This is a genomic window from Pseudoxanthobacter sp. M-2 (assembly GCF_046156265.1).
GTDB lineage: Bacteria > Pseudomonadota > Alphaproteobacteria > Rhizobiales > Segnochrobactraceae > CAMDHY01.
This window is the reverse complement of record NZ_JAWDIR010000033.1, coordinates 423,523-442,746: the sequence shown is the minus strand read 5'-3', so window position 1 is coordinate 442,746 and position 19,224 is coordinate 423,523. Positions and strand designations below refer to the sequence as shown.

Genomic DNA, 19,224 nt, shown 5'->3' with positions numbered 1-19,224 from the left:
GCGGCCGACGCCGGCCTCACCAGACGAGCTTGATCAGGGGTGTCTGCCCGCGCCCGCAGATGTAGCAGCACCCACGGCAACTCTGCCTGCCGCGATAGCCCACGCCCCAGTAGGTCCGGGTGTTGCTCGCCAGCCAGGCGCCATAGCAGATCTTCTCGTTCTTCCGGCAGCTGATGTTGATCGAATAGCGCTGGCTGTCCGGCAGGAGATAGACGCGGTTCGAACTCGGCCAAACCCAGTTCCGATCCGCCGAATAGAATTGCAGCTCGAGTCTCCGGCCAGTGCGGTTCTGGATGTTCCAGCGCAGCGACTTGCTGTTCCTGGCGGCGGGCTCCCGGACGGGGGTCTCCACCGAGGGTCGCGGCTTGCCGCTGCTCGCGGCCGCATTTGCAGGTGCCGGGCCGGTCGCGGGACAGACGTCACCCTTCGGACACGCATCGGGACGGGATTCGGCGGCGACCGCGGTTGCCGCCGCAAGGCCACCGGCCAGCACCATCACGAACAGCAGTGCCGAAATCCGGCCCGCGACTTTCCCGAGATCGATCATGCGGGTTCCTCCCCCTCGATTCTTCGGGGCGAGTGTGACGCCGAGACCGCGCCCACGCCAGAGCCCTCGCACCCCTGCGCTGGCGCGGGCCCGCCCCGTCGGCCTGCCGGGCGCTTCGCCACCCCGTGCTCGGTCTTCGCCCAGAAGTGCGGGCGGCGGACGAGGTCGATGACGGCGAGCGCCAGCGCAAAGGCGTGCAGCCACCAGTAGAAGGGCAGCCAGATGAGCGCGAGCGGCCGGATGGCGTTCGGCCGCATCCTGAGTGCGGCGAGCGCCAGGAGCGCCATCGCCGCCTGGCCGCCGAAGAAGGCGGTGACGACGAGGGCGAAGCGCAGGTCGTCGGCGAAGCTGCCGTCCGGCCCGAACGGCAGCGCGCCGACGGTGTAGCCGGCGACGAGGAACCAGGAGACCGGATAGGCGACGACGGTGACGAGAGCACCGATCAGTTGCAGCCCCAGCGCCACCAGCCCGTCGATGCCGACGCCGCGGGTGAGGCCGCGGAGGTCCCGCCCGTGAACGAGCGCCGTCTGCAGCCAGCCCTTGTACCAGCGCGAGCGCTGCTTCAGCCATGCGGCCACCTCGAGCGGCGCCTCCTCGTGGGTGGTCGAGGCGATCACCGTCGAGGCGTAGCCGCGGCGCGCGAGGCGCACCGCGAGGTCGGCGTCCTCGGTGACGTTGAAGGCATCCCAGCCGCCAACCGCCAGCAGCGCCGACCTGGAGAAGTGGTTGGAGGTGCCGCCGAGCAGGAACGGCAGCCGGTGGCTGGCGAGCCAGGGCAGCACCGCGTCGAACAGCATGGCGTATTCGAGCGCGAACATCGCCGTCACCCAAGTGTCGCCGGCGTGGTCGGTGGCGAGCCGCGCCTGCACGCAGGCGAGCGCGGGGCCGGCGGCGGCGAAGGTCTCGGCGGCGCGGCGCAACTGGTCGGGATCGGGGCGGTCCTCGGCGTCGAAGATCGTCACCAGGCTGCCGCGGGCGAGCGTCAGGCCGACACCGAGTGCCTTCGGCTTTGTGAGCGGCCCGACCTTCGGCACCGTCACGACGTCGAAGCGATGGGCGAGCGGGTGGCGCTCGACGGCGGCGATCGTCTCGCGGTCGCTCGCCTCGAGGAGGAGCTTGAGGTCGAGCTTGTCGGCCGGGTAGTCGAGCGCACAGAGCGCCGGCAAGAGCCGCGGCACGACGCGCGCCTCGCGGTGCAGCGGCACCAGCACCGTGTAGACGGGCAGGTCGATGTCGGCCAGAGGCAGGGCCGGCGGCTGGAAGCCGCCTCCCACCGCACCGATCGCCGCCGCCACGCGCAGGGCCGCGAACCCGACGAAACAGATGGCGACCAGGCAGACCGTCAGTCCGGTGATCGTCGCCGGGGCGAGGGTTGCCGCCCCGATTGCGACTGCGATGATCGCCCCTAGGGCGGCCAGTTGCCGGGCCGTCACCGTCCGCTCGGCCCCGCAGCCGCCGGCGGCGGCCCGGAAGCCGTCGAGCGCCGCCTCGACGCGCCGCGTGCCGACGACGCGCAGCGCCGGACGGCGCAGGGTGTCGGGCGAAGCCGCGGGTCTGTTCCACGGCCGAGGGTCGTCGACTTCCCCCTCCGAGGCGCCCGACGTGACCCCGTCATGCGCATCGTCCGGCGTGTCTGGATCGGCAACCGCGGCGGCATCGGCGGCGGCGAGGGCGGCGGCGAAAGCGTCCGGATCGGCGAGACGAATGCGCCGCGCGGCCGCCGGCTCCACCGCGAGAATGCGCGCGAGGTCCCCGAGCCGCGCCGGATTGGCGGGAACCGCCAGGATCGGGCCGCTCTCGCCGTAGCCGACGGCGATCAGCGTCACCGCCTCGCCGTCGGGTCGGTCGACGCGGACGAGGCGTCCGGCGCCGGCGGCGAGATCCTCGGCCGTTGCGACGCCGACGCCGAGGGCCGCGGCCATCCGGTCGAGCTGCGTCGGGGGCGCGGACGCGGGTCCGGCGAGCGCGAATTCGCCGTGCGCGAACATCGAGAGCTCGGCGTCCGGCACGGACGTCGGGGGTACGTCAGCCGTCGGCGCACGGGGCTGCTGAAGATGGGTCGTCGCGCGACGTGTCGATGGGGAACCGGGCGGTGGAGCGTCCGCGCCGAGGGCAGGAATGGCGCCGATGCCGAGGCGCCTGCGGACGGCGCCGCGCACGACACCCCCCTGCCCGGGCCTGCCGGAACTGTGCCGCCACGCCTCCACGCGCATCCCCCCATACGCTGGCTCGAAGTGTGGCAGACGGAGGCGGCCCGTGCAATCGGGGGCTGTCGGGCGTCACATGAGAATCTTTGACGCGAAGCGCCACGGGTCCCCCGCGCGCGCCGTTCTCTCGCCCCAGCCGGCCTGCTAAGGGTTCCGGCGCGAACGGCTCCGGTGGAATGGTGCCGCGACGATCCCGTCGCAGCCATCGGGGCACGTGCCGCAGCCGAGGGGGAGACCGAGACGTGAGCCAATCGTTCCTGCGCGATGCCGCCGTCCCGCCGCGCCGCGGCACGCTCGTGCTCGCCCACGGGGCGAGTGCCGCGATGGACACCCAGTTCATGCAGCGCTTCGCCGTCCACGCCGCCAAGGCGGGGCTCGACGTCGTCCGCTTCGAGTTCGGCTACATGGCGCAGCGCCGGATCGACGGCGTGCGCCGGCCGCCACCGAAGGCCGAGACGGTGGTGCCGGAGTTCACCGCGGCACTCGAGACGGTTCTGGCGGAGAGCGAGGGGCCGGTCCTGATCGGTGGCAAGTCTATGGGTGGGCGCGTCGCCGCGATGGTCGGCGGGCTGCCGGACCTCGACTCGCGGGTGAAGGCCGTCGTCTGCCTCGGCTACCCCTTCCACCCGACCGGCCAGCCGGAGAAGTTGCGCCTCGGCCCCCTGAAGGCACTGCGCATCCCGGCCCTCATCGTGCAGGGTACCCGCGACCCCTACGGCGACGAGAAGGAGGTGGCGACCTACACGCTGCCGCCGCTCGTCACGATCGTCTGGAGCGAGAACGGCAACCACGACCTCGCCCCGACAGGCGCGTCGCCGGCGACGTGGAACGGCAACATCGAGGCGGCGGCAAAGGCGGCGGCGGGGGTGCTGGGGTAGGGGCAGATCCGGCGGATATGCTGGCGCTGCCTTCACTGGGGCTACGTTTCGCAGTAGCGTGTCGTCACCATCGGAGGGACGATCGCGATGACGACTACGCCCGACGAAGTCATGCTCCCGGCCGACTTGTTGGCCAAGCTTCGGGCCAAGGTGGACGGCGAGCGCTTCAAATCCGAAGCCGACGTCATCCACGAGAGCCTGATCGCGCTCGAACAGCGCGAAGAGTCCTTCGAGTCGTGGCTGCAGGAGGTCGTCTACCCGGCGCAGGACGACATCAAGGCACATCCGGAGAAGGCGCGGTCTGGGGAGCAAGTCCGTGCCCGCATCGCCGAGGAGCTGCAAATCCTGAGAAGCCGACCGTAGGCCGATGGCCCATCGCGTCGTCTATACGCCTGACGCAGAAGATCATCTCGCCGCCATCTTGAGGTTCGTTGCAGAGGGTTCGTCGGTCGAGACAGCAGAAGCCTTCGTGGGCGGGCTTGAACGTCACTGCGACGGTCTTGCGGATTTCCCGCGCCGCGGGACGCCGGTTGGAAAACCGGAACGCGGCGTCCGCGCACTCGTCTATCGCGGCCGTGCAACCATCACCTACATGGTGGAAAACGATACCGTCACCATTCTCGGCGTCTTCTATGCCGGTCGAAACTGGCGCGGTGAATTCGACTGAAACGGCGCCTGCTGTCACTATTCGTACCGGAGCGCCTCGATCGGATCGAGGCGGCTCGCCTTGCGGGCGGGGTAGTAGCCGAAGAACACGCCGACGGCCGCCGCGAAGCCGCAGGCGAGCGCCACCGCGGACGGCTCCACCAGCACCGGCCACTCGGCCGCCCGCGCGATCGCCACCGAGGCGCCGATGCCGAGCGCCGCGCCGATCAGCCCGCCGGCGAACGCCAGCACCACCGACTCGACGAGGAACTGGGACAGGATATCCCGCCGCCGTGCGCCGACCGCCATGCGCAGGCCGATCTCGCGCGTCCGCTCGGTCACCGAGACGAGCATGATGTTCATGATGCCGATGCCGCCGACGACCAGCGAGATCGAGGCGACGGCGGCGAGCAGCAGCGCCAGCACCCGCGAGGTGCTCGCCTGCGCCTCGAGCAGCTGGCCGAGGTTGCGGATGTTGTAGCCCTCGCCGGCGTCGGTCGGCGGATGGCGCTCGCTCAGCACCTCGTGCAGGTCCGCCTCGAGCTTGCCAAGCGTCTCCGATGAGGCGCCCTTCACGGTGATGCCGTCGACCATGTCGGGACGGCTGGCGAAGCGGCCGAACAGGCGCTGGCGGGCGGTGTCGAGCGGCACGAAGACCGCGTCGTCCTGGTCTTGTCCGAACGGCGTCTGGCCCTTCTCGGCGAGCACGCCGACGACGGTGAACGGCACCCGGTTGACCCGCACCACCTGGCCCATCGGCGAGCCGTCGGGGAACATCTCGCGCGCCACCGTGGCGCCGAGCACCACCACCTTGCCGCCGCGCATCTCCGTCGGCTCGAACAGCCGCCCCTCGCCGATCGACCACTCGCGCGCGGCGAAGAACTCGTCGGTGACGCCGAAGGCGGTGGTCGGCCAGTTCTGGTTGCCGGCGATGATCTGCGAGGTGCCGCGCACGAACGGGGCGATCAGCACGGCGTCGGGCGCGCCGGCGCGGATCGCCGGCACGTCGCGCTCGGTGATGAGGTTGGAGGCGGCGCGCACGCCGGAAAAGCTGCGCGCGCCCGGCAGCACCTGGATGAGGTTCGAGCCGAGGCTCTGGATGACGCCATCGACGCGCGAGCGGGCGCCGGAGCCGATCGCCACCATGACGATGACGGCGGCAACACCGATGATGATGCCGAGCGTCGTCAGCACGCTGCGGAGCGGGTTGGCGCCAAGGGCTGCGATCGCCGCCCGCAGGCTGTCGAGCACCGTCATGCCGCGGCCTCCGCTGGCGGCGGCAGGGCGGCGAGCTCCGTCCTCGCGTCGAGCGGCGCGTCGGTGCGCTCGTCGGCGACGAGGCGGCCGTCGTGGAAGCGCAGCACCCGGCCGGCATGGCGGGCGATGCCGGGATCGTGGGTGACGAGCACCACCGTGCGCCCGTCCTCGCGGTTGAGCTTCTGCAGGAGCGCCAGGATCTCGAGGCCGGTGCGGCTGTCGAGGGCGCCGGTCGGCTCGTCGGCGAGGATGAGCTTCGGGTCGTTGACCAGCGCCCGTGCGATCGCGACGCGCTGCTTCTGGCCGCCGGAGAGCTCGGTCGGGCGATGGTGGCCACGGTCGGCGAGGCCGACGGCGGCAAGCAGCGCCTCCGCCCGGCGCTTGCGCTCACGCACCGGCAGCCCGGCATAGACGGTTGGCATCGCGACGTTGTCGCGCGCCGACAGCCGCGGCATCAGGTTGAAGGACTGGAAGACGAAGCCGACAGTCCGGCGCCGCAGCTCCGCCAGCGCATCGGCGTCGAGCGTCGCCACGTCGGCACCGCCGATCAGGAGCCGGCCGGATGTCGGCCGGTCGAGGCAGCCCAGCACGTTCATCAGGGTCGACTTGCCGGAGCCGGAGGGACCCATCACCGCGACGAACTCGCCGGGCGCGACGGTGAACGAGACGTCGACCAGCGCCGCCACCTCGACGGCGCCGGTGCGGTAGCGCTTGCCGATCGCCTCGGCGGCGACGATGGCGGGTGCGGAACCTCGGCCGGACATAGCGCGGCTCAGAAGCCGAACATCGAGCGCGGCCGGCGCGGCTTGCCGTCCGCCCCGTCGGCGCCGACGATCACCGCCTCGCCCGGCTCGAGGCCGGACGTCACCTCGACGAAGCCATCGCTGACGAGGCCCGTCTCGACCGGCCGGCGAACGGCCTCGCCGCCGGCGCCGAGCACATAGACCGCCGGGCCCGACGCCTTGGCGGCGCCGTCGGCGGCGGCATTAGCGCCGCCCCGCCGCGCGCCCTCGGGGCGGAAGCGCAGCGCCGCGGCCGGTACCTTGAGGACGTCCTCGCGGCGCGCCTCGACGATGCGCACGCTCGCCGTCATGCCCGGCAAGAGGTCCATGTCGGGATTCGCGGTCGCCACCACCACCGTATAGGTGGTGACGTTGGAGACCACCGTCGGCGCCTTGCGGATCTGCTCGACGACGCCTTCGAAGCTGCGGTCGGGGAAGGCGTCGACGGTGAAGGTGACGGCCTGGCCGGGGACGACGCGGCCGATGTCGGCCTCGTCGACGCTTGCCTCGAGCCGCATCTCGCGGAGATCCCGGGCGATCTCGAACAGGATCGGCGCCTGCAGGCTCGCCGCCACCGTCTGGCCGATGTCGATCTGCCGGTTGACGACGACGCCGGTCTCTGGCGAGCGGATCACCGTGCGGTCGAGGTCGGTGCGGGCGATGGCCACGGCCGCCCGCTTCTGCTCCACCTGGGCGCGCGCCACGGCGAGGTCGGCCTCGGCCATCCGGATCTGCGCCTCGGCCTTGCCGATCGCCTCCTCGGCCTGCAAGCGGCTGAAGGCGTCGAGCTGCAGCTGGCGCTCGGTGGCGTGGCCGGCGACCGACAGGCGTCGGGTGCGGTCGTGGGTCTGCTCGGCGTCGGCCAGCGCATTGCGGGCGGTGCGAACGTCCACCTCGGCGGCTGCCATCGCCGCCGCCTTGGCGCTGATCGTCGCCTCGGCCACCGCGAGATCCGCTTCCGCCTGGTCGAGCTTGCCACGGTAGCTCGCCGGGTCGAGGCGGGCGATCACCTGGTCCTTCGTCACGGCGGAGTTGAAGTCGGCCTCGAGCGCGATGATCTGGCCGGAGATCTGGCTGCCGACCTGGACGGTGACAACGGGGGCGAGCGTGCCGGTGGCGAGCACGGCGGCCTCGATCGGCCCGCGCGTCGCGGCATCGGTGCGGTAGCGGGCGGGCGTCTGCTCGGGTCCGCCGACGGCCTGAACGACGGCGAAGCCGGCGCCGGCGAGCGCGGCGATCACCACGGCGAAACGAAGAAAGGTGCGGGTCGACGACATCGGGGCGCTCCGTCGAGCGGCCCGGCCGGGACTGCCGGCCGCCGACCCATTCTATACGCAGCCGCCGGGGAATCCCTACGGCGGTGCGGGCCTCAGTCGATCACCTCTTCCGCCGCGAAGCGGTAGCGCGTCGAGCAGAACTCGCAGGTTACCTCGATCGCCCCGTCGACGACCATCTCGGCACGCTCCTCGGGCGAGAAGCCCTTCAGCACCCCGAAGACGCGCTCGCGCGAGCAGCGACAGCGGTCGGCGAGCGGCTGCGGATCGAAGACACGAACGCCGCGCTCGTGGAAGAGCCGGTAGAGCAGCCGCTCCGGCGTCACGTCCGGGTCGGTCAGCTCGATGTCCTCGACGGTCTCGACGAGGGCGCGCGCTTCCACCCAGGCATCGTCGTCCGAGGCATCGTCGGACACCTCGTTCTCGTCGTCGCCCTCCGGGCGGTCGCCGGGATCGAGGTCGCGGTGGGCGAGGCGGTCGGGCGCCTCAGGGAGAAACTGCACGAGGATGCCGCCGGCTCGCCAGGCGTGCGCCGGGGCCTCGCCGGGGCGACGGCTCATCACCTCGGCGACGGCGAGGCGCACCCGCGTCGGGATCTGCTCGGACTGCTCGAAATAGCGGTGCGCAGCCGCCTCGAGCCCGTCGCCGTCGAGCGGCACGATGCCCTGGTAGCGGCTCGCCGCCGTGCCCTGGTCGACGGTCATCGCGAGATGGCCCTTGCCGATCAGCAGGCCGGCGTCGGGCTTGCTGCCGGCGCTGGTCGCCTCCGCCACCGCCGCGACACGGTCGGCGTCGAAGCGGGCGTAGGCGCGCAGCGCGTCCGGCGTGGAGAAGTCGACGACGATGAGGTCGACCGGCCCGTCGGTGGAGGTCTGCAGGGAGAAGCGGCCGTCGAACTTCAGCGACGCGCCCAGAAGCGCGGTCAGCGCGATTGCCTCGCCGAGAAGCCGCGACACCGCCGGCGGATAGGCGTGGCGGGCGAGCATGGCGTCGACCGCCGGCCCGAGCCGCACGACGCGGCCGCGCACGTCGAGCGGCGCCACCGAAAACGGCAGCACCAGGTCACCAGGGGCCGCCTCGGCGCCCGTCACATCCACGTCCGTCAACAGCGTGCTCCGCTCACCGCCCGGCTCACCGGGCCACCGCGTCGGCGAGGCACCAGGCGAGGATGCCCTTCTGGGCATGCAGGCGGTTCTCCGCCTCGTCGAACACCACCGACTGCGGCCCGTCCATGACGGCGGCCGTGACCTCCTCGTCGCGGTGCGCCGGCAGGCAGTGCATGAAGATCGCGTCCTTGGCCGCCGCCGCCATCAGGCGCTCGTCGACCTGATAGCGCTTCAGGAGGTTGTGGCGGCGCTCGCGCTCCTTGTCGCCCATCGACACCCAGGTGTCGGTGACGACGCAGTCGACCCCGTCGACCGCCTCGTAGGGGTCGGTGGTGACGACGATGCGGCCACCGGCGGCACGCGCCGCGGCGACGAGATCGGCCGGCGGCGCGAGCTCCGGCGGCGTGGCGATGCGCAGCTCGAAATCGAGCGGCGCGGAGGCGTGCATCCACGACTGCAGGACGTTGTTGTAGTCTCCCGCCCAGGCCACCTTGCGACCGGCGATCGGCCCGCGGTGCTCCTCGAAGGTCAGCACGTCGGCCATGATCTGGCAGGGGTGGGAGACCTTCGTCAGCCCATTGATCACCGGCACCGTGGCGTTCTCGGCGAGCTCGACGAGGGCGGCGTGGTCCAGGATCCGGATCATGATGGCGTCGACGAAGCGCGACAGCACGCGCGCCGTGTCGGCGATCGTCTCGCCGCGGCCGAGCTGCATCTCGGCACCGGTCAGCATGATCGTCTCGCCGCCGAGCTCGCGCATGCCGACGTCGAAGGAGACGCGCGTGCGGGTCGACGGCCGCTCGAACACCATCGCCAGCACGAGGCCGGCGAGCGGGCCCTCGCCGGACGGCGGGATGCGCCGCTTGCCGGCGCGCTCCGCCTTCATCCGCCGGCTGTCGTCGAGAATGCGCCGGAGCTCGATCGCCGGGATCGCGTCGATGTCGAGGAAGTGCCGCGCGGCCGGTGTCGTCCCCGTCACGACGCGCCCTCCGCGGGCCTCGCCGCCGCGTCGAGCGCCGCCTCGACGCGCACGGCCGCCGCTTCGATCCGCTCGATCGCCGCCGAGAGCTCGGCCTCGCCGATGGTGAGCGGCGGCAGCAGGCGGACGACGTTGTCGCCGGCGGCGACCGAGAGCAGCCCCTCGGCGCGGAGCGCCGCCATCACCTCGCCGGCGGGCGGGCGCGCCTTCAGGCCGAGCATCAGGCCCTCGCCGCGCACGAGCTCGAAGACGCGGGAGTGGGAATCGACCACCGACGCCAGCCGCTGCTTCAGGAGAAGCCCAGTGTCGACGACCTGGTCGAGGAAGCCCGGCGCCAGCACGACGTCGAGCACGGCGTTGCCGACCGCCATCGCCAGCGGATTGCCGCCGAAGGTGGTGCCGTGGGTGCCCGGCGTCATCGAGGCCGACGCGGCATCGGTCGCGAGGCAGGCGCCGAGCGGGAAGCCGGCGCCGATGCCCTTGGCGGTGGCGAGGATGTCCGGGGCGACGCCCGGCCACTCGTAGGCGAACAGCTTGCCGGTGCGCCCCATGCCGCACTGCACCTCGTCATAGACGAGCAGCAGCCCGTGCTTCTCGCACAGCGCCCTGAGCCCCTTCAGGAATCCGGCCGGCGCCGGGCGGATGCCGCCCTCGCCCTGGATCGGCTCGACGAGGATCGCCGCCGTCTCCGGCCCGATCGCCTTCTCCGCCGCCGCGAGGTCGCCGAACGGCACCTGGTCGAAGCCCTCGACCTTCGGGCCGAAGCCCTCGAGGTACTTCTCCTGGCCGCCGGCGGCGATGGTGGCGAGCGTGCGGCCGTGGAAGGCGCCCTCGAAGGTGATGATGCGGAACCGCTCTGGGCGGCCTTCCGCATACTGGTAGTGGCGCGCGGTCTTGATCGCCGCCTCCAGCGCCTCGGCGCCGGAATTGGTGAAGAAGACGCGGTCGGCGAAGCTCGCCGCCGTCAGCCGGTCGGCCAGCTTCTCGCCATCCGGGATGCGGTAGAGGTTGGAGACGTGCCAGACCTTCGCCGCCTGCTCCTGCAGCGCCGCGACGAGGTGGGGATGGGAATGGCCGAGCGCGTTCACCGCGATGCCGGCGCCGAAGTCGAGATAGCGTCGCCCGTCGGAACCCTCCAGCCACGCACCCTCGCCTCGCTCGAAGGCGAGATCGACGCGCGCGAAGGTGCGGAACAGGTGCTCCGACGCCGCGCCGAGGGGCGCAGCGGTGGGGACGGTCTCGATCTTGGCAGTGTTGCCGCTGGACATGGCCGCGGGCCTCTCGCTCCGGCTCGTGAGAACTCCGGGGATCAGCCGCGTCGGTCGAGGCGCCGGCGGCGACGGGCCCCCGAAAACAAATCGTGCCGCCCCGGGAGGCGGCACGTCCACGCGACCTTTAAGCCGCAGGGGGGCTGGTCTGTCAATGGTGGGGTAGTTTGCATGGAGAGATGCGCGGGCAGCCGCGATCCTTCTTTCGCCGCCCTCTCATGGGGTCATTCCCGGCCTTGTCCCGGGAACCCACGCGACGCCGCCGCTAACGGGGCGACGGCGTTGGGCGGAGTGCACGCGGTGAGGGATGGGTTCCCGGGACAAGCCCGGGAATGACCCCCGAGGGGGATGGTTCGGGAGGGAGACCGAAGAGATGCCGAGAGAGAGGGACCGCGGCAAACATCGCACCCGCGTCTCGGTGCGCCGAATCGATTGACGGCCCGCCGCGCGGTTGCTTGATGGCGGCAGCATTCGCCCCCCGCCACCATCGCACGAGGACCAACCATGCCGATGAAGCCCGCCCGCCGCCGCGTCGCCGTCGCCCTCGCCGCCGCCCTTCTCGCCGGCGGCGCCTCCGCCGCGCTCGCCGCCGTCACCTCGCTGACGCTCCCGGGCATCGGGACGGTGGCGGTGCAGTCCTTCATCGTCACGGTGGTGAAGGTCGACCTGCCGACGCGCGAAGTGATCGTCAAGGCGCAGAACGGCAACCAGTTCGCCTACGCCGTGGCGCCCTTCGTCGTCGGCCTCGAGCAGGTGCGCCCGAACGACCACGTCGACGTCTCCGTCGTGCCGGGCACGATCATCGACCTCGAGAAGGCGCAGACGGGCACCATCGGCCGCCTCGATACCGACGTCGTCGACGCCTCGGTGTTCGGCGTGGCCCTGCCGCAGAACTTCTTCGCCACGCAGGTGGTGGAGAACGCCATGCTGGTGGAGGTCGACCCGGCCGCCCGCACGGTGATGTTCAAGGGCGCCGACGGCCTGGTGCGCATCATGCCGGCGGCGAACGACGAGGTCGCCGGCGACATGGCCGGCGTGCAGCCGGGCGATCTCTTCCAGCTCACCTACATCGAGGCGATGGCGCTGAAGCTGCACCAGTGACGTCCGCGCCCGCCGCGGCGGCCTGAAACGAACAGGGCCCCCGAGAAGCGGGGGCCGGGCTCTCCGGAAACGAACAGGGCCCCCGAAGCGGGGGCCCTGACGTCATGTCGCGGATGCGCCGTGGGTAAGGCTCAGTACACCACGCCCTTGCAGACGGGCTGGTTGTAATAGGGACTGTAGGCGCAGTTGACCGGCGGCGGTGCCACCACGACGGTCGGCGAAGCCGCCGCCGCGCCGATCGCCGCGCCAGCCGCGGCACCAACGGCCACACCGGCCGCGACACCGCCCCAGCCCGGGCCGTGATAGCCCCAGCCGCCGGCATGCCAGCCGCCACCCCAGCCGCCGCCGTGCGCGACCCACGGGTCGATGAACAGCGCCACCGGGCCGCCGGTCGCCGGCAACTCGCCCTCGAGCACGCTGATCGTGTAGGTGAGCGAATCGGCGGACGCCGCCTCGACGTCCTCGATCTCGATGACGATCGGCTGGCCGTTGTCGTTGACGAGGGAGAGCGCGGCGTTCGGCGGATCGGCCTTGAAGCCGTCCTTCTCGGCGCCCCACAGCTTGACGAAATGGTCCTGGTTGATGTGGCCGACCATGCGCTGCGGCCGGTCGGAGAAGAACGTCGTGGCCGGCGCGACGCCGGTCAGCGTCAGCGTGCGGTCGCCGTCGAACGTCATGCCGTCGGCCTGCTGGACGAACATCAGCTGGATCGGCGGGCCGCCCTGCGGCGCCGGCGCGGCGGGCGCGGCAGCGTCCTGGGCGAACGCCGACGTCGAAGCGACGGCGAGCCCGAGCGAGGCCGCCAGGAATGCGATCTTCATGGAGGTAGGCTCCTGAAAGGGTTGCGCCGCCCCCGGCGGCACGGAGTGGGCCGGTCCGCCGACCGCCCCCGATCGCGCACCGCGGGCGGACATTAGGCCGGGGCACGGAAAACGCAACGGTCGCGCCCGGCCGGACGCACCGGCCGCTTGACGATGAGCGCCACACCGCGTCGCTATTGTGGCGGACGATGCGGAATCAGCGAGGCGGGATGCGCACGCACAGGGTGATCGGGGGCGGCGGCTGCGGCCTCCACGTCGAGGAAGCGGGTGATCCGGCCGGGCCGCCGATCCTTTTCCTGCACGGCTTCAGCCAGGGCCGGCTCTCGTGGCGCCGCCAGTTCGACGACGGCCGTCTCGCCGGCCACCGCCTCGTCCGCCTCGATCTGCGCGGCCACGGCCTCTCCGACAAGCCGGAGACCGGCTACGACGACGGCGCGCTGTGGGCAGCCGACGTCGCCGCCGTCATCGACGCGCTCGCCCTCGACCGGCCGGTGGTGGTCGGCTGGTCCTACGGCACCATCGTCACGCTCGACTATCTGCGCCTCGCCGGCGGCGCCGCGCTCGGCGGCTTCGTCATGGTCGCCGGTTCGTCGAAGATCGGGGCGGAGATGCTGAAGTTCCGCGGCGACGCGTTCCTGCCGCTGCTCGGCGGGTTCTATTCCGACGACGCGGCCGAGAGCGTCGCGGCGCTGTCGGGCTTCATCCGCGCCTGCATGGCGGAGGAACCGAGCGCGGAGGAATTCTGCCTGATGCTCGGCTACAACGCGATGGTGCCGCCGTTTGTGCGCCGCGGCCTGTTCAAGCGACCGCCGCTCGACAACGACGACCTGATCGCCCGCCTCGACCTGCCCGGCCTCGTCGTCCACGGCGGCCGCGACCGCGTCACGCTGACGACGATGGCCGAGCACCACGCGCGCCTGTGGCCGGGCGCGCGGCTGTCCGTCTTCGCGGACGCAGGCCACTCGCCATTCCTCGAGGACCCCGAGCGCTTCGACCGCGAGCTCGCCGACTTCGTCGCGGCGGCGCGGGGGTGATGGGACGGACCTCTCGCGGCGTTGGCGCTCACCCCTTCGGCTTGTGCGCCTCATAGTGCGCCTCATAGTAGGCACGCAGCACGGCGTTCATGCGGGTGAGGTGGCCACTCCCCTGAGCCTTGAACCAGTCGAGCACGTCCTGATCGACGCGCAGGTGCACCGACGCCTTGCCCGGCGGCACGACGACGCGCGCGCTCGCCCAGAACTCGGCACCCAGGGACGCGGCCTCGGGAGCATCGTCCCGCACGCCTGTTTCGCCGCCGGCCAGCCGCTCACGGACTTCGCGCGCCGAAGATCGAACGATAGTAGATTTCCCGCTCATGGCGCCCTGCCTTCTGTGCCGAGATCAGGCGGATCGTCTGCTCTGACCGCCACGTGTAGACCACCCTGAGAACCGTCGACCCGCACCGGCCGAGCGCGACGTGCCGTAACTCGCCGTAGTCCTCGCGATCGTCGATGCGGTCGATAACCTCATGATCGAAAATCGCAGCGGCTGCGAGAAATGAAACCCCGTGCTTCGACAGGTTCGAGGCGGCCTTCTCCTCGTCCCATTCGAAGAACAGGTCATCCATCACAGCCCCCTTGGCCATAGTACACATCCGTGTACACGCTTTGCAAGGTCGGACGTTGCACCCCTCTTGATCCGCCGCAAGGACATCGACGCCGCGAAGGGCGAGGGTTGCGGCCAAGGCGCACGCGCGACCAAAGTCGAGCCCCGCAGCGGTGGACGGCCGTGCGCGCGCCGCGCATATAATTCGCCCAAACGAGACTGAAGGGGCGCCGCAAACGGTGCCGTGGGGAGGAGCCCTCGATGACCGACACCGTGATCCCCGTGCCGGCGGACGTCGCCGCCTCCGCCCTCGTCGACGAGGCCGGCTACCGGGCGATGTATGAGCGCTCGATCCGCGACCCCGACGGCTTCTGGGGCGAGCACGGCAAGCGCATCGACTGGATCCGCCCCTACACGAAGGTGAAGAACACCTCCTTCGACCCGCACCGCGTCGCAATCCGCTGGTTCGAGGACGGTACGCTGAACGTCTCGGCCAACTGCGTCGACCGCCATGCCGCGACGAAGGGCGACCAGCCGGCGATCATCTGGGAAGGCGACGACCCGAAAGATCACAAGGTCATCACCTACCGCGAGCTGAAGGAACACGTCAGCCGCTTCGCCAACGTGCTGAAGGCGCACGGCGTCGCCAAGGGCGACCGGGTGACGATCTACCTGCCGATGATCCCCGAGGCGGCCTATGCGATGCTCGCCTGCGCGCGCATCGGCGCCATCCATTCCGTGGTGTTCGGCGGCTTCTCGCCCGACAGCCTCGCCGGCCGCATCGCCGACTGCCGCTCGAAGCTGCTGATCACCGCCGACGAGGGCCTGCGCGGCGGCCGGCCGGTGCCGCTGAAGGCGAACGCCGACGCGGCGCTCGAGAAGGTCACCGGCTGCAAGACCGTCATCGTCGTGCGCCGCACCGGCGGCAAGGTGTCGATGACCCCCGGTCGCGACGTCTGGTACGACGAGGCGGCCGAGAACGTCGCCGCCGAGTGCCCGCCGGCGGAGATGAACGCCGAGGACCCGCTGTTCATCCTCTACACGTCCGGCTCGACCGGCCAGCCGAAGGGCGTGCTGCACACCTCCGGCGGCTATCTCGTTTATGCGTCGATGACGCACCAGTACGTCTTCGACTACCGCCCGGGCGAGATCTACTGGTGCACGGCCGACGTCGGCTGGGTCACCGGCCACTCCTACATCGTCTACGGGCCGCTCGCGAACGGCGCCACCACGCTGATGTTCGAGGGCATTCCCACTTCGCCGACGAACAGCCGGTTCTGGGAAGTCATCGACAAGCACAAGGTCAACATCTTCTACACCGCGCCGACGGCGATCCGCGCCCTGATGGGCGCCGGCGACGCGCCGGTGAAGAAGACCTCACGCTCGAGCCTGCGCATTCTCGGCTCGGTCGGCGAGCCGATCAATCCGGAAGCCTGGCTCTGGTACTACAACGTCGTCGGCGACGCCCGCTGCCCGGTGGTCGACACCTGGTGGCAGACCGAGACCGGTGGCATCCTGATCACGCCGCTGCCCGGCGCGACGGCGCTGAAGCCCGGCTCGGCGACGCGGCCGTTCTTCGGCGTGCAGCCGGCGGTGGTCGACGCGGAGGGCAAGGAGCTCCAGGGCGCCTGCGAGGGCAACCTCATCCTGACCGACTCGTGGCCGGGGCAGATGCGCACCGTCTATGGCGACCACGAGCGCTTCGTCACCACCTACTTCTCGACCTACAAGGGCGCCTACTTCACCGGCGACGGCTGCCGGCGCGACGCCGACGGCTATTACTGGATCACCGGGCGCGTCGACGACGTCATCAACGTCTCCGGCCATCGCATGGGCACGGCGGAGATCGAGTCGGCGCTGGTCGCCCACCCGAAGGTGTCGGAGGCCGCCGTCGTCGGCTATCCGCACGACCTCAAGGGCCAGGGCATCTATGCCTACGTGACGCTGATGACCGGCATCGAGCCCAGCGAGGAGCTGCGCAAGGAGCTCGTCACCTGGGTGCGCAAGGAGATCGGCCCGATCGCCTCGCCCGACCTCATCCAGTTCGCCCCCGGCCTGCCGAAGACCCGCTCCGGCAAGATCATGCGCCGCATCCTGCGCAAGATCGCCGAAGACCAGTTCGACGCGCTGGGCGACACCTCGACGCTGGCAGATCCGGGCGTCGTCGACGACCTCATCGGCAACCGGCAGAACCGCAAGGCGGGGTAGGGAAGCTGATCCGGAGGCCTGCGCCCGGGCCTCTTTGCAGCCACCGGCAACAGCACCGGACAACCTGATTTCAGCGCAGGGCTGATTTTTGGTTGTATTTGGTTGCACAGCTCTCTTAGGTTGTTTCACTGGGGGTGGGCGTGGTATCCTGAGGCCGTTGCCATCAACCGAGAGAGGGCTTGGTCATGACCAGACTGCTCACGGCGATGTGGCTGCTCGCCGTCACGCTCACCGTGACGCTCGCTCCGATTCTTGCCACCGCGCAGAATCTGCAGACGGGCGGACCTCCGTGAGCCTAGCGACGGGCATGCCATAGTCGCGGCATGTGGAGCGGCGGGGCATCGCGAGTTGCCGCGCCGCTCCCGGCCTCTCGCGTAAGCCGGACACGCCGCTGTGCCCAAAGGCGGGCGGACGCCGCTCTGACCGGGGTGGAGAACTTTGCCCCAAAGAATCTGGCACCGAACGACCACGCCGATATCCCTTCAATCCTCGACCGCCTTGCATGTGGCCTTGATGTATTTCGTGTACTTCTGCGCCAGCATCCATGGCAAAGCATGGCTGCCGATTTCACCCCTAAGCCTCGACACTTCCTCCTCGTCTTCCCAGAATTTCAAGACTCTTTCCATTCTGCGTCCGGCCCGTCTGCATGTTGGTTCATCGAGAATGTTTTCGTCGTTTGCATTGACGATGCTGAACATCTGAACGCTCGCGATCGCGTTGGCGAGTATTCGGTTTCGCCGATTGGTTGTAGGGTCCGCATGATCGGAAAACCCGCTCCACTCGTCGGCGAACTTGGCCAAGGCCTCGCTCGCCTTTCGCGCGCGATCCGCAGTCTCCGGCGGAACCATCAACCCCTCCAGGCTGTACTGATGCGCCAGCATGAGCATATCGGTCAGGACGAGCGGGCGGAACGATTCGCCGAGGGCGATCGCATAGGCATTGCTGTCGCTGTTGGCCTGCTTCTTCGTCCGCCATCCCTGACACGGGGAATTGCTGACGTCGTCGTCTGCACGTTCGGTGCGCATCGCCTTCATCATGCAGTAGACGGCGACGCGCGCACCGTCGAGTTGGGCATGGACGGCCTCCACGTCCCAGCGCGCGCGCAGCATCGCCCGCCCGAGGATCCAGCGCACGTTGAAGACCTCGATCGGTGAAAGACCGGCTTGGCCATTTTCGAAGTCGATCGCGTTGCGCTCGGTGACGAGCCACAGCTCGCGCGACGCTCGCGTCAGGGCGGCATCCGTCCCCGCTCCGCGGACAATGATCAACGTGGCGACGAACGCGCTGAGGTGGCCATCCTGGAAAGCGCCTTCCACCCGGCCCACCGGATCCCCCGTCAGGTGGACGCGGCGCAGGCCGTCGCGAAGGGCGATCGCGCCGCACGGGTCGCTTGCCGTCTCGCTCGCCTCCCGGCCGGGCGCGAAGGCGTGCGTCTGAAGATGGCCGGTCAGTTTCAGCAGGCCCTCGATGCGGTCCACAGCCGCGATCGTCTCGTCGATGACCACGCGCGCCGGCGGCCCGGGCGCGAAGGACCAGGGCAGGCCGGCGTCCTCGCGTCGCGCGGCGGTCTTCAGCACTCCATCGAACACCTTCCGATCCGACAAGATCAGGATCATCCGGTCGAGCAGGATGATGTTCTCCGGATGGCCAACGCCGGCGACCCTCTGGCACTGCAGCAGTTGCGACAGGGGGCCGATCAGAGCGTCGTGGACTACCGCGAAGTTGTCCTCCGACGACGTGTTGCCGGTGAAGAATTCCTCGATGAACCGGTTCCGCGCGCGGCGCTCCTCGTAGTTCGCCCACGCTTCGAGATCAAAGTCGAATTCCTGGGATGACCGTTCGCTGATGATCGCCGAGGCGGTTCCAGCGGCGATGCGGTCACTCGCCATGCTGGCCTCGAACGATCCGAACTTGATCCTCTCGATCCGCTGGACCAGTTCCGGCAGCATCGGTACCACGAGGGCGAACACGACCGGAAGAAGCGCGATCGTAAGCATCAGCCACATAGTCGTGGCGATTGGTCTCTCTTCGGCCAAAACATAACCCCCGCTCCGGCGATTAGCTTGTGTCTGACATCAAAGCTTCTTCTTCAGAAAATTCAGGATGTCGTGCCGATGAACTGCCACCCACCCGCCAATGACGAAGAAAATTACTGAAATGTTGACCCACGGCCGCGAAAGTTCACGGCCAACGGAATAAAGCAGCCTGAACCCGCCCTCATCGTTCCCGGCCTGATAAACCGCGGAGGCGAAGATGATCGTCACGCTGGACACGAGCGCCAGCACGGCGAGCGCGAGCTTGAAACAGCCACTGTCCCTGAATGAATTCTCCCGCCCGCGGCCGGCCGAGCGAGGCCAGAAATTTTCGAGAGAAAGATACAGAAAAAACCCGGCAAGCGCGGCGAGCACGGTCATGGCCTTCCCTCGCGACCAGCAGATGCACCCGAAGCCATCAACACCCTTATAACGTGTATCACGCCGCCCAGAAAGCCATTTCCGGTTGTTTCATTCCTGATTGTCGCTCTGGCCCCTTTCTGATCACAGTCACGTCGGCGGCCGTCCTGACCG

19 protein-coding genes are annotated in these 19,224 nt (G+C 70.0%); 6 read left to right on the top strand and 13 right to left on the bottom strand.

The genetic code is table 11. The features are described 5' to 3' along the window. Positions 1-16: 16 nt before the first annotated feature. Positions 17-547: a hypothetical protein gene (locus RUR49_RS17170; RefSeq protein ID WP_409147604.1), complete on the bottom strand. Its 531-nt coding sequence runs from the start codon at positions 545-547 to the stop codon at positions 17-19. Next, positions 544-2,535 (bottom strand): glycosyltransferase family 2 protein, encoded by a 1,992-nt coding sequence (locus RUR49_RS17165; protein WP_409147603.1) that lies wholly within the window; start codon positions 2,533-2,535, stop codon positions 544-546. Before RUR49_RS17165 ends, RUR49_RS17170 begins: the two co-directional genes overlap by 4 nt. A gap of 461 nt (positions 2,536-2,996) precedes the next feature. On the opposite strand from RUR49_RS17165, the gene RUR49_RS17160 reads away from it, so the two are divergent. From RUR49_RS17160 to RUR49_RS17150, 3 genes are all read left to right on the top strand, one after another. After that, complete coding sequence (locus RUR49_RS17160; RefSeq protein ID WP_409147602.1) at positions 2,997-3,632, top strand: alpha/beta family hydrolase; 636 nt, start codon at positions 2,997-2,999, stop codon at positions 3,630-3,632. Between the two features lie 87 nt (positions 3,633-3,719). Continuing rightward, positions 3,720-3,995 carry a type II toxin-antitoxin system ParD family antitoxin gene (locus RUR49_RS17155; protein WP_409147601.1) on the top strand — a complete coding sequence of 92 codons (276 nt, stop codon included), beginning with the start codon at positions 3,720-3,722 and terminating at the stop codon, positions 3,993-3,995. 4 nt (positions 3,996-3,999) lie between these two features. Continuing rightward, positions 4,000-4,299: a type II toxin-antitoxin system RelE/ParE family toxin gene (locus RUR49_RS17150; RefSeq protein ID WP_409147600.1), complete on the top strand. Its 300-nt coding sequence runs from the start codon at positions 4,000-4,002 to the stop codon at positions 4,297-4,299. Between the two features lie 17 nt (positions 4,300-4,316). On the opposite strand, the gene RUR49_RS17145 is transcribed toward RUR49_RS17150, so the two are convergent. The 6 genes from RUR49_RS17145 to RUR49_RS17120 all read right to left on the bottom strand — a co-directional run bounded on the left by RUR49_RS17145 (position 4,317) and on the right by RUR49_RS17120 (position 10,943). Further along, on the bottom strand, positions 4,317-5,534 hold the full coding sequence (locus tag RUR49_RS17145; RefSeq protein ID WP_409147599.1) for an ABC transporter permease: 1,218 nt from the start codon (positions 5,532-5,534) through the stop codon (positions 4,317-4,319). Next, positions 5,531-6,298 (bottom strand): ABC transporter ATP-binding protein, encoded by a 768-nt coding sequence (locus RUR49_RS17140; protein WP_409147598.1) that lies wholly within the window; start codon positions 6,296-6,298, stop codon positions 5,531-5,533. Before RUR49_RS17140 ends, RUR49_RS17145 begins: the two co-directional genes overlap by 4 nt. An 8-nt stretch (positions 6,299-6,306) precedes the next feature. Then, positions 6,307-7,593 (bottom strand): efflux RND transporter periplasmic adaptor subunit, encoded by a 1,287-nt coding sequence (locus tag RUR49_RS17135; protein WP_409147597.1) that lies wholly within the window; start codon positions 7,591-7,593, stop codon positions 6,307-6,309. A 92-nt stretch (positions 7,594-7,685) separates the two neighbouring features. Next, positions 7,686-8,699, bottom strand: a complete 1,014-nt coding sequence (locus tag RUR49_RS17130) for an Hsp33 family molecular chaperone (protein ID WP_409147697.1) — start codon at positions 8,697-8,699, stop codon at positions 7,686-7,688. A gap of 22 nt (positions 8,700-8,721) precedes the next feature. Further along, positions 8,722-9,675: an ornithine carbamoyltransferase gene (gene argF / locus RUR49_RS17125; RefSeq protein WP_409147596.1), complete on the bottom strand. Its 954-nt coding sequence runs from the start codon at positions 9,673-9,675 to the stop codon at positions 8,722-8,724. Further along, positions 9,672-10,943 carry an aspartate aminotransferase family protein gene (locus RUR49_RS17120; protein ID WP_409147595.1) on the bottom strand — a complete coding sequence of 424 codons (1,272 nt, stop codon included), beginning with the start codon at positions 10,941-10,943 and terminating at the stop codon, positions 9,672-9,674. The genes argF and RUR49_RS17120 overlap by 4 nt, the downstream gene beginning before the upstream one ends. 504 nt (positions 10,944-11,447) lie before the next feature. Between RUR49_RS17120 and RUR49_RS17115 the strand changes: the two genes are divergently transcribed. Next, positions 11,448-12,044 carry a hypothetical protein gene (locus tag RUR49_RS17115; RefSeq protein WP_409147594.1) on the top strand — a complete coding sequence of 199 codons (597 nt, stop codon included), beginning with the start codon at positions 11,448-11,450 and terminating at the stop codon, positions 12,042-12,044. 131 nt (positions 12,045-12,175) lie between these two features. On the opposite strand, the gene RUR49_RS17110 is transcribed toward RUR49_RS17115, so the two are convergent. Continuing rightward, the gene (locus RUR49_RS17110) at positions 12,176-12,865 is read right to left on the bottom strand and encodes a hypothetical protein (RefSeq protein WP_409147593.1); all 690 of its coding nucleotides are present in this window, start codon (positions 12,863-12,865) and stop codon (positions 12,176-12,178) included. A 209-nt stretch (positions 12,866-13,074) separates the two neighbouring features. Here RUR49_RS17110 and RUR49_RS17105 point away from each other — a divergent pair, with 209 nt between their 5' ends. After that, on the top strand, positions 13,075-13,899 hold the full coding sequence (locus RUR49_RS17105; protein ID WP_409147592.1) for an alpha/beta fold hydrolase: 825 nt from the start codon (positions 13,075-13,077) through the stop codon (positions 13,897-13,899). A gap of 28 nt (positions 13,900-13,927) precedes the next feature. On the opposite strand, the gene RUR49_RS17100 is transcribed toward RUR49_RS17105, so the two are convergent. After that, positions 13,928-14,146, bottom strand: a complete 219-nt coding sequence (locus RUR49_RS17100; protein ID WP_409147591.1) for a BrnA antitoxin family protein — start codon at positions 14,144-14,146, stop codon at positions 13,928-13,930. A 25-nt stretch (positions 14,147-14,171) separates the two neighbouring features. Then, positions 14,172-14,471: a BrnT family toxin gene (locus RUR49_RS17095; RefSeq protein ID WP_409147590.1), complete on the bottom strand. Its 300-nt coding sequence runs from the start codon at positions 14,469-14,471 to the stop codon at positions 14,172-14,174. 239 nt (positions 14,472-14,710) lie between these two features. On the opposite strand from RUR49_RS17095, the gene acs reads away from it, so the two are divergent. Continuing rightward, on the top strand, positions 14,711-16,657 hold the full coding sequence (gene acs / locus RUR49_RS17090) for an acetate--CoA ligase (protein WP_409147589.1): 1,947 nt from the start codon (positions 14,711-14,713) through the stop codon (positions 16,655-16,657). 482 nt (positions 16,658-17,139) lie between these two features. Here acs and RUR49_RS17085 read toward each other — a convergent pair whose 3' ends face one another. Together RUR49_RS17085 and RUR49_RS17080 are read right to left on the bottom strand one after the other, a co-directional pair. Further along, positions 17,140-18,654, bottom strand: coding sequence for a hypothetical protein (locus RUR49_RS17085; protein ID WP_409147588.1), 1,515 nt, complete (start codon positions 18,652-18,654; stop codon positions 17,140-17,142). 78 nt (positions 18,655-18,732) lie between these two features. Further along, entirely contained in the window at positions 18,733-19,071 is a 339-nt protein-coding gene (locus RUR49_RS17080; protein WP_409147587.1) for a hypothetical protein, read from the bottom strand. Between the last annotated feature and the right edge of the window lie 153 nt (positions 19,072-19,224).

Bases quoted from the DNA above. Each gene is read 5' to 3' on its own strand.
- RUR49_RS17170 (WP_409147604.1), bottom strand. From the start codon at position 547: ATGATCGATCTCGGGAAAGTCGCGGGCCGGATTTCGGCACTGCTGTTC.
- RUR49_RS17155 (WP_409147601.1), top strand. From the start codon at position 3,720: ATGACGACTACGCCCGACGAAGTCATGCTCCCGGCCGACTTGTTGGCC.
- RUR49_RS17110 (WP_409147593.1), bottom strand. From the start codon at position 12,865: ATGAAGATCGCATTCCTGGCGGCCTCGCTCGGGCTCGCCGTCGCTTCG.
- RUR49_RS17085 (WP_409147588.1), bottom strand. From the start codon at position 18,654: ATGCTTACGATCGCGCTTCTTCCGGTCGTGTTCGCCCTCGTGGTACCG.
- RUR49_RS17120 (WP_409147595.1), bottom strand. From the start codon at position 10,943: ATGTCCAGCGGCAACACTGCCAAGATCGAGACCGTCCCCACCGCTGCG.
- RUR49_RS17135 (WP_409147597.1), bottom strand. From the start codon at position 7,593: ATGTCGTCGACCCGCACCTTTCTTCGTTTCGCCGTGGTGATCGCCGCG.
- RUR49_RS17105 (WP_409147592.1), top strand. From the start codon at position 13,075: ATGCGCACGCACAGGGTGATCGGGGGCGGCGGCTGCGGCCTCCACGTC.
- RUR49_RS17145 (WP_409147599.1), bottom strand. From the start codon at position 5,534: ATGACGGTGCTCGACAGCCTGCGGGCGGCGATCGCAGCCCTTGGCGCC.
- RUR49_RS17115 (WP_409147594.1), top strand. From the start codon at position 11,448: ATGCCGATGAAGCCCGCCCGCCGCCGCGTCGCCGTCGCCCTCGCCGCC.
- RUR49_RS17095 (WP_409147590.1), bottom strand. From the start codon at position 14,471: ATGGATGACCTGTTCTTCGAATGGGACGAGGAGAAGGCCGCCTCGAAC.
- RUR49_RS17080 (WP_409147587.1), bottom strand. From the start codon at position 19,071: ATGACCGTGCTCGCCGCGCTTGCCGGGTTTTTTCTGTATCTTTCTCTC.
- RUR49_RS17140 (WP_409147598.1), bottom strand. From the start codon at position 6,298: ATGTCCGGCCGAGGTTCCGCACCCGCCATCGTCGCCGCCGAGGCGATC.
- RUR49_RS17165 (WP_409147603.1), bottom strand. From the start codon at position 2,535: ATGTTCGCGCACGGCGAATTCGCGCTCGCCGGACCCGCGTCCGCGCCC.
- RUR49_RS17150 (WP_409147600.1), top strand. From the start codon at position 4,000: ATGGCCCATCGCGTCGTCTATACGCCTGACGCAGAAGATCATCTCGCC.
- acs (WP_409147589.1), top strand. From the start codon at position 14,711: ATGACCGACACCGTGATCCCCGTGCCGGCGGACGTCGCCGCCTCCGCC.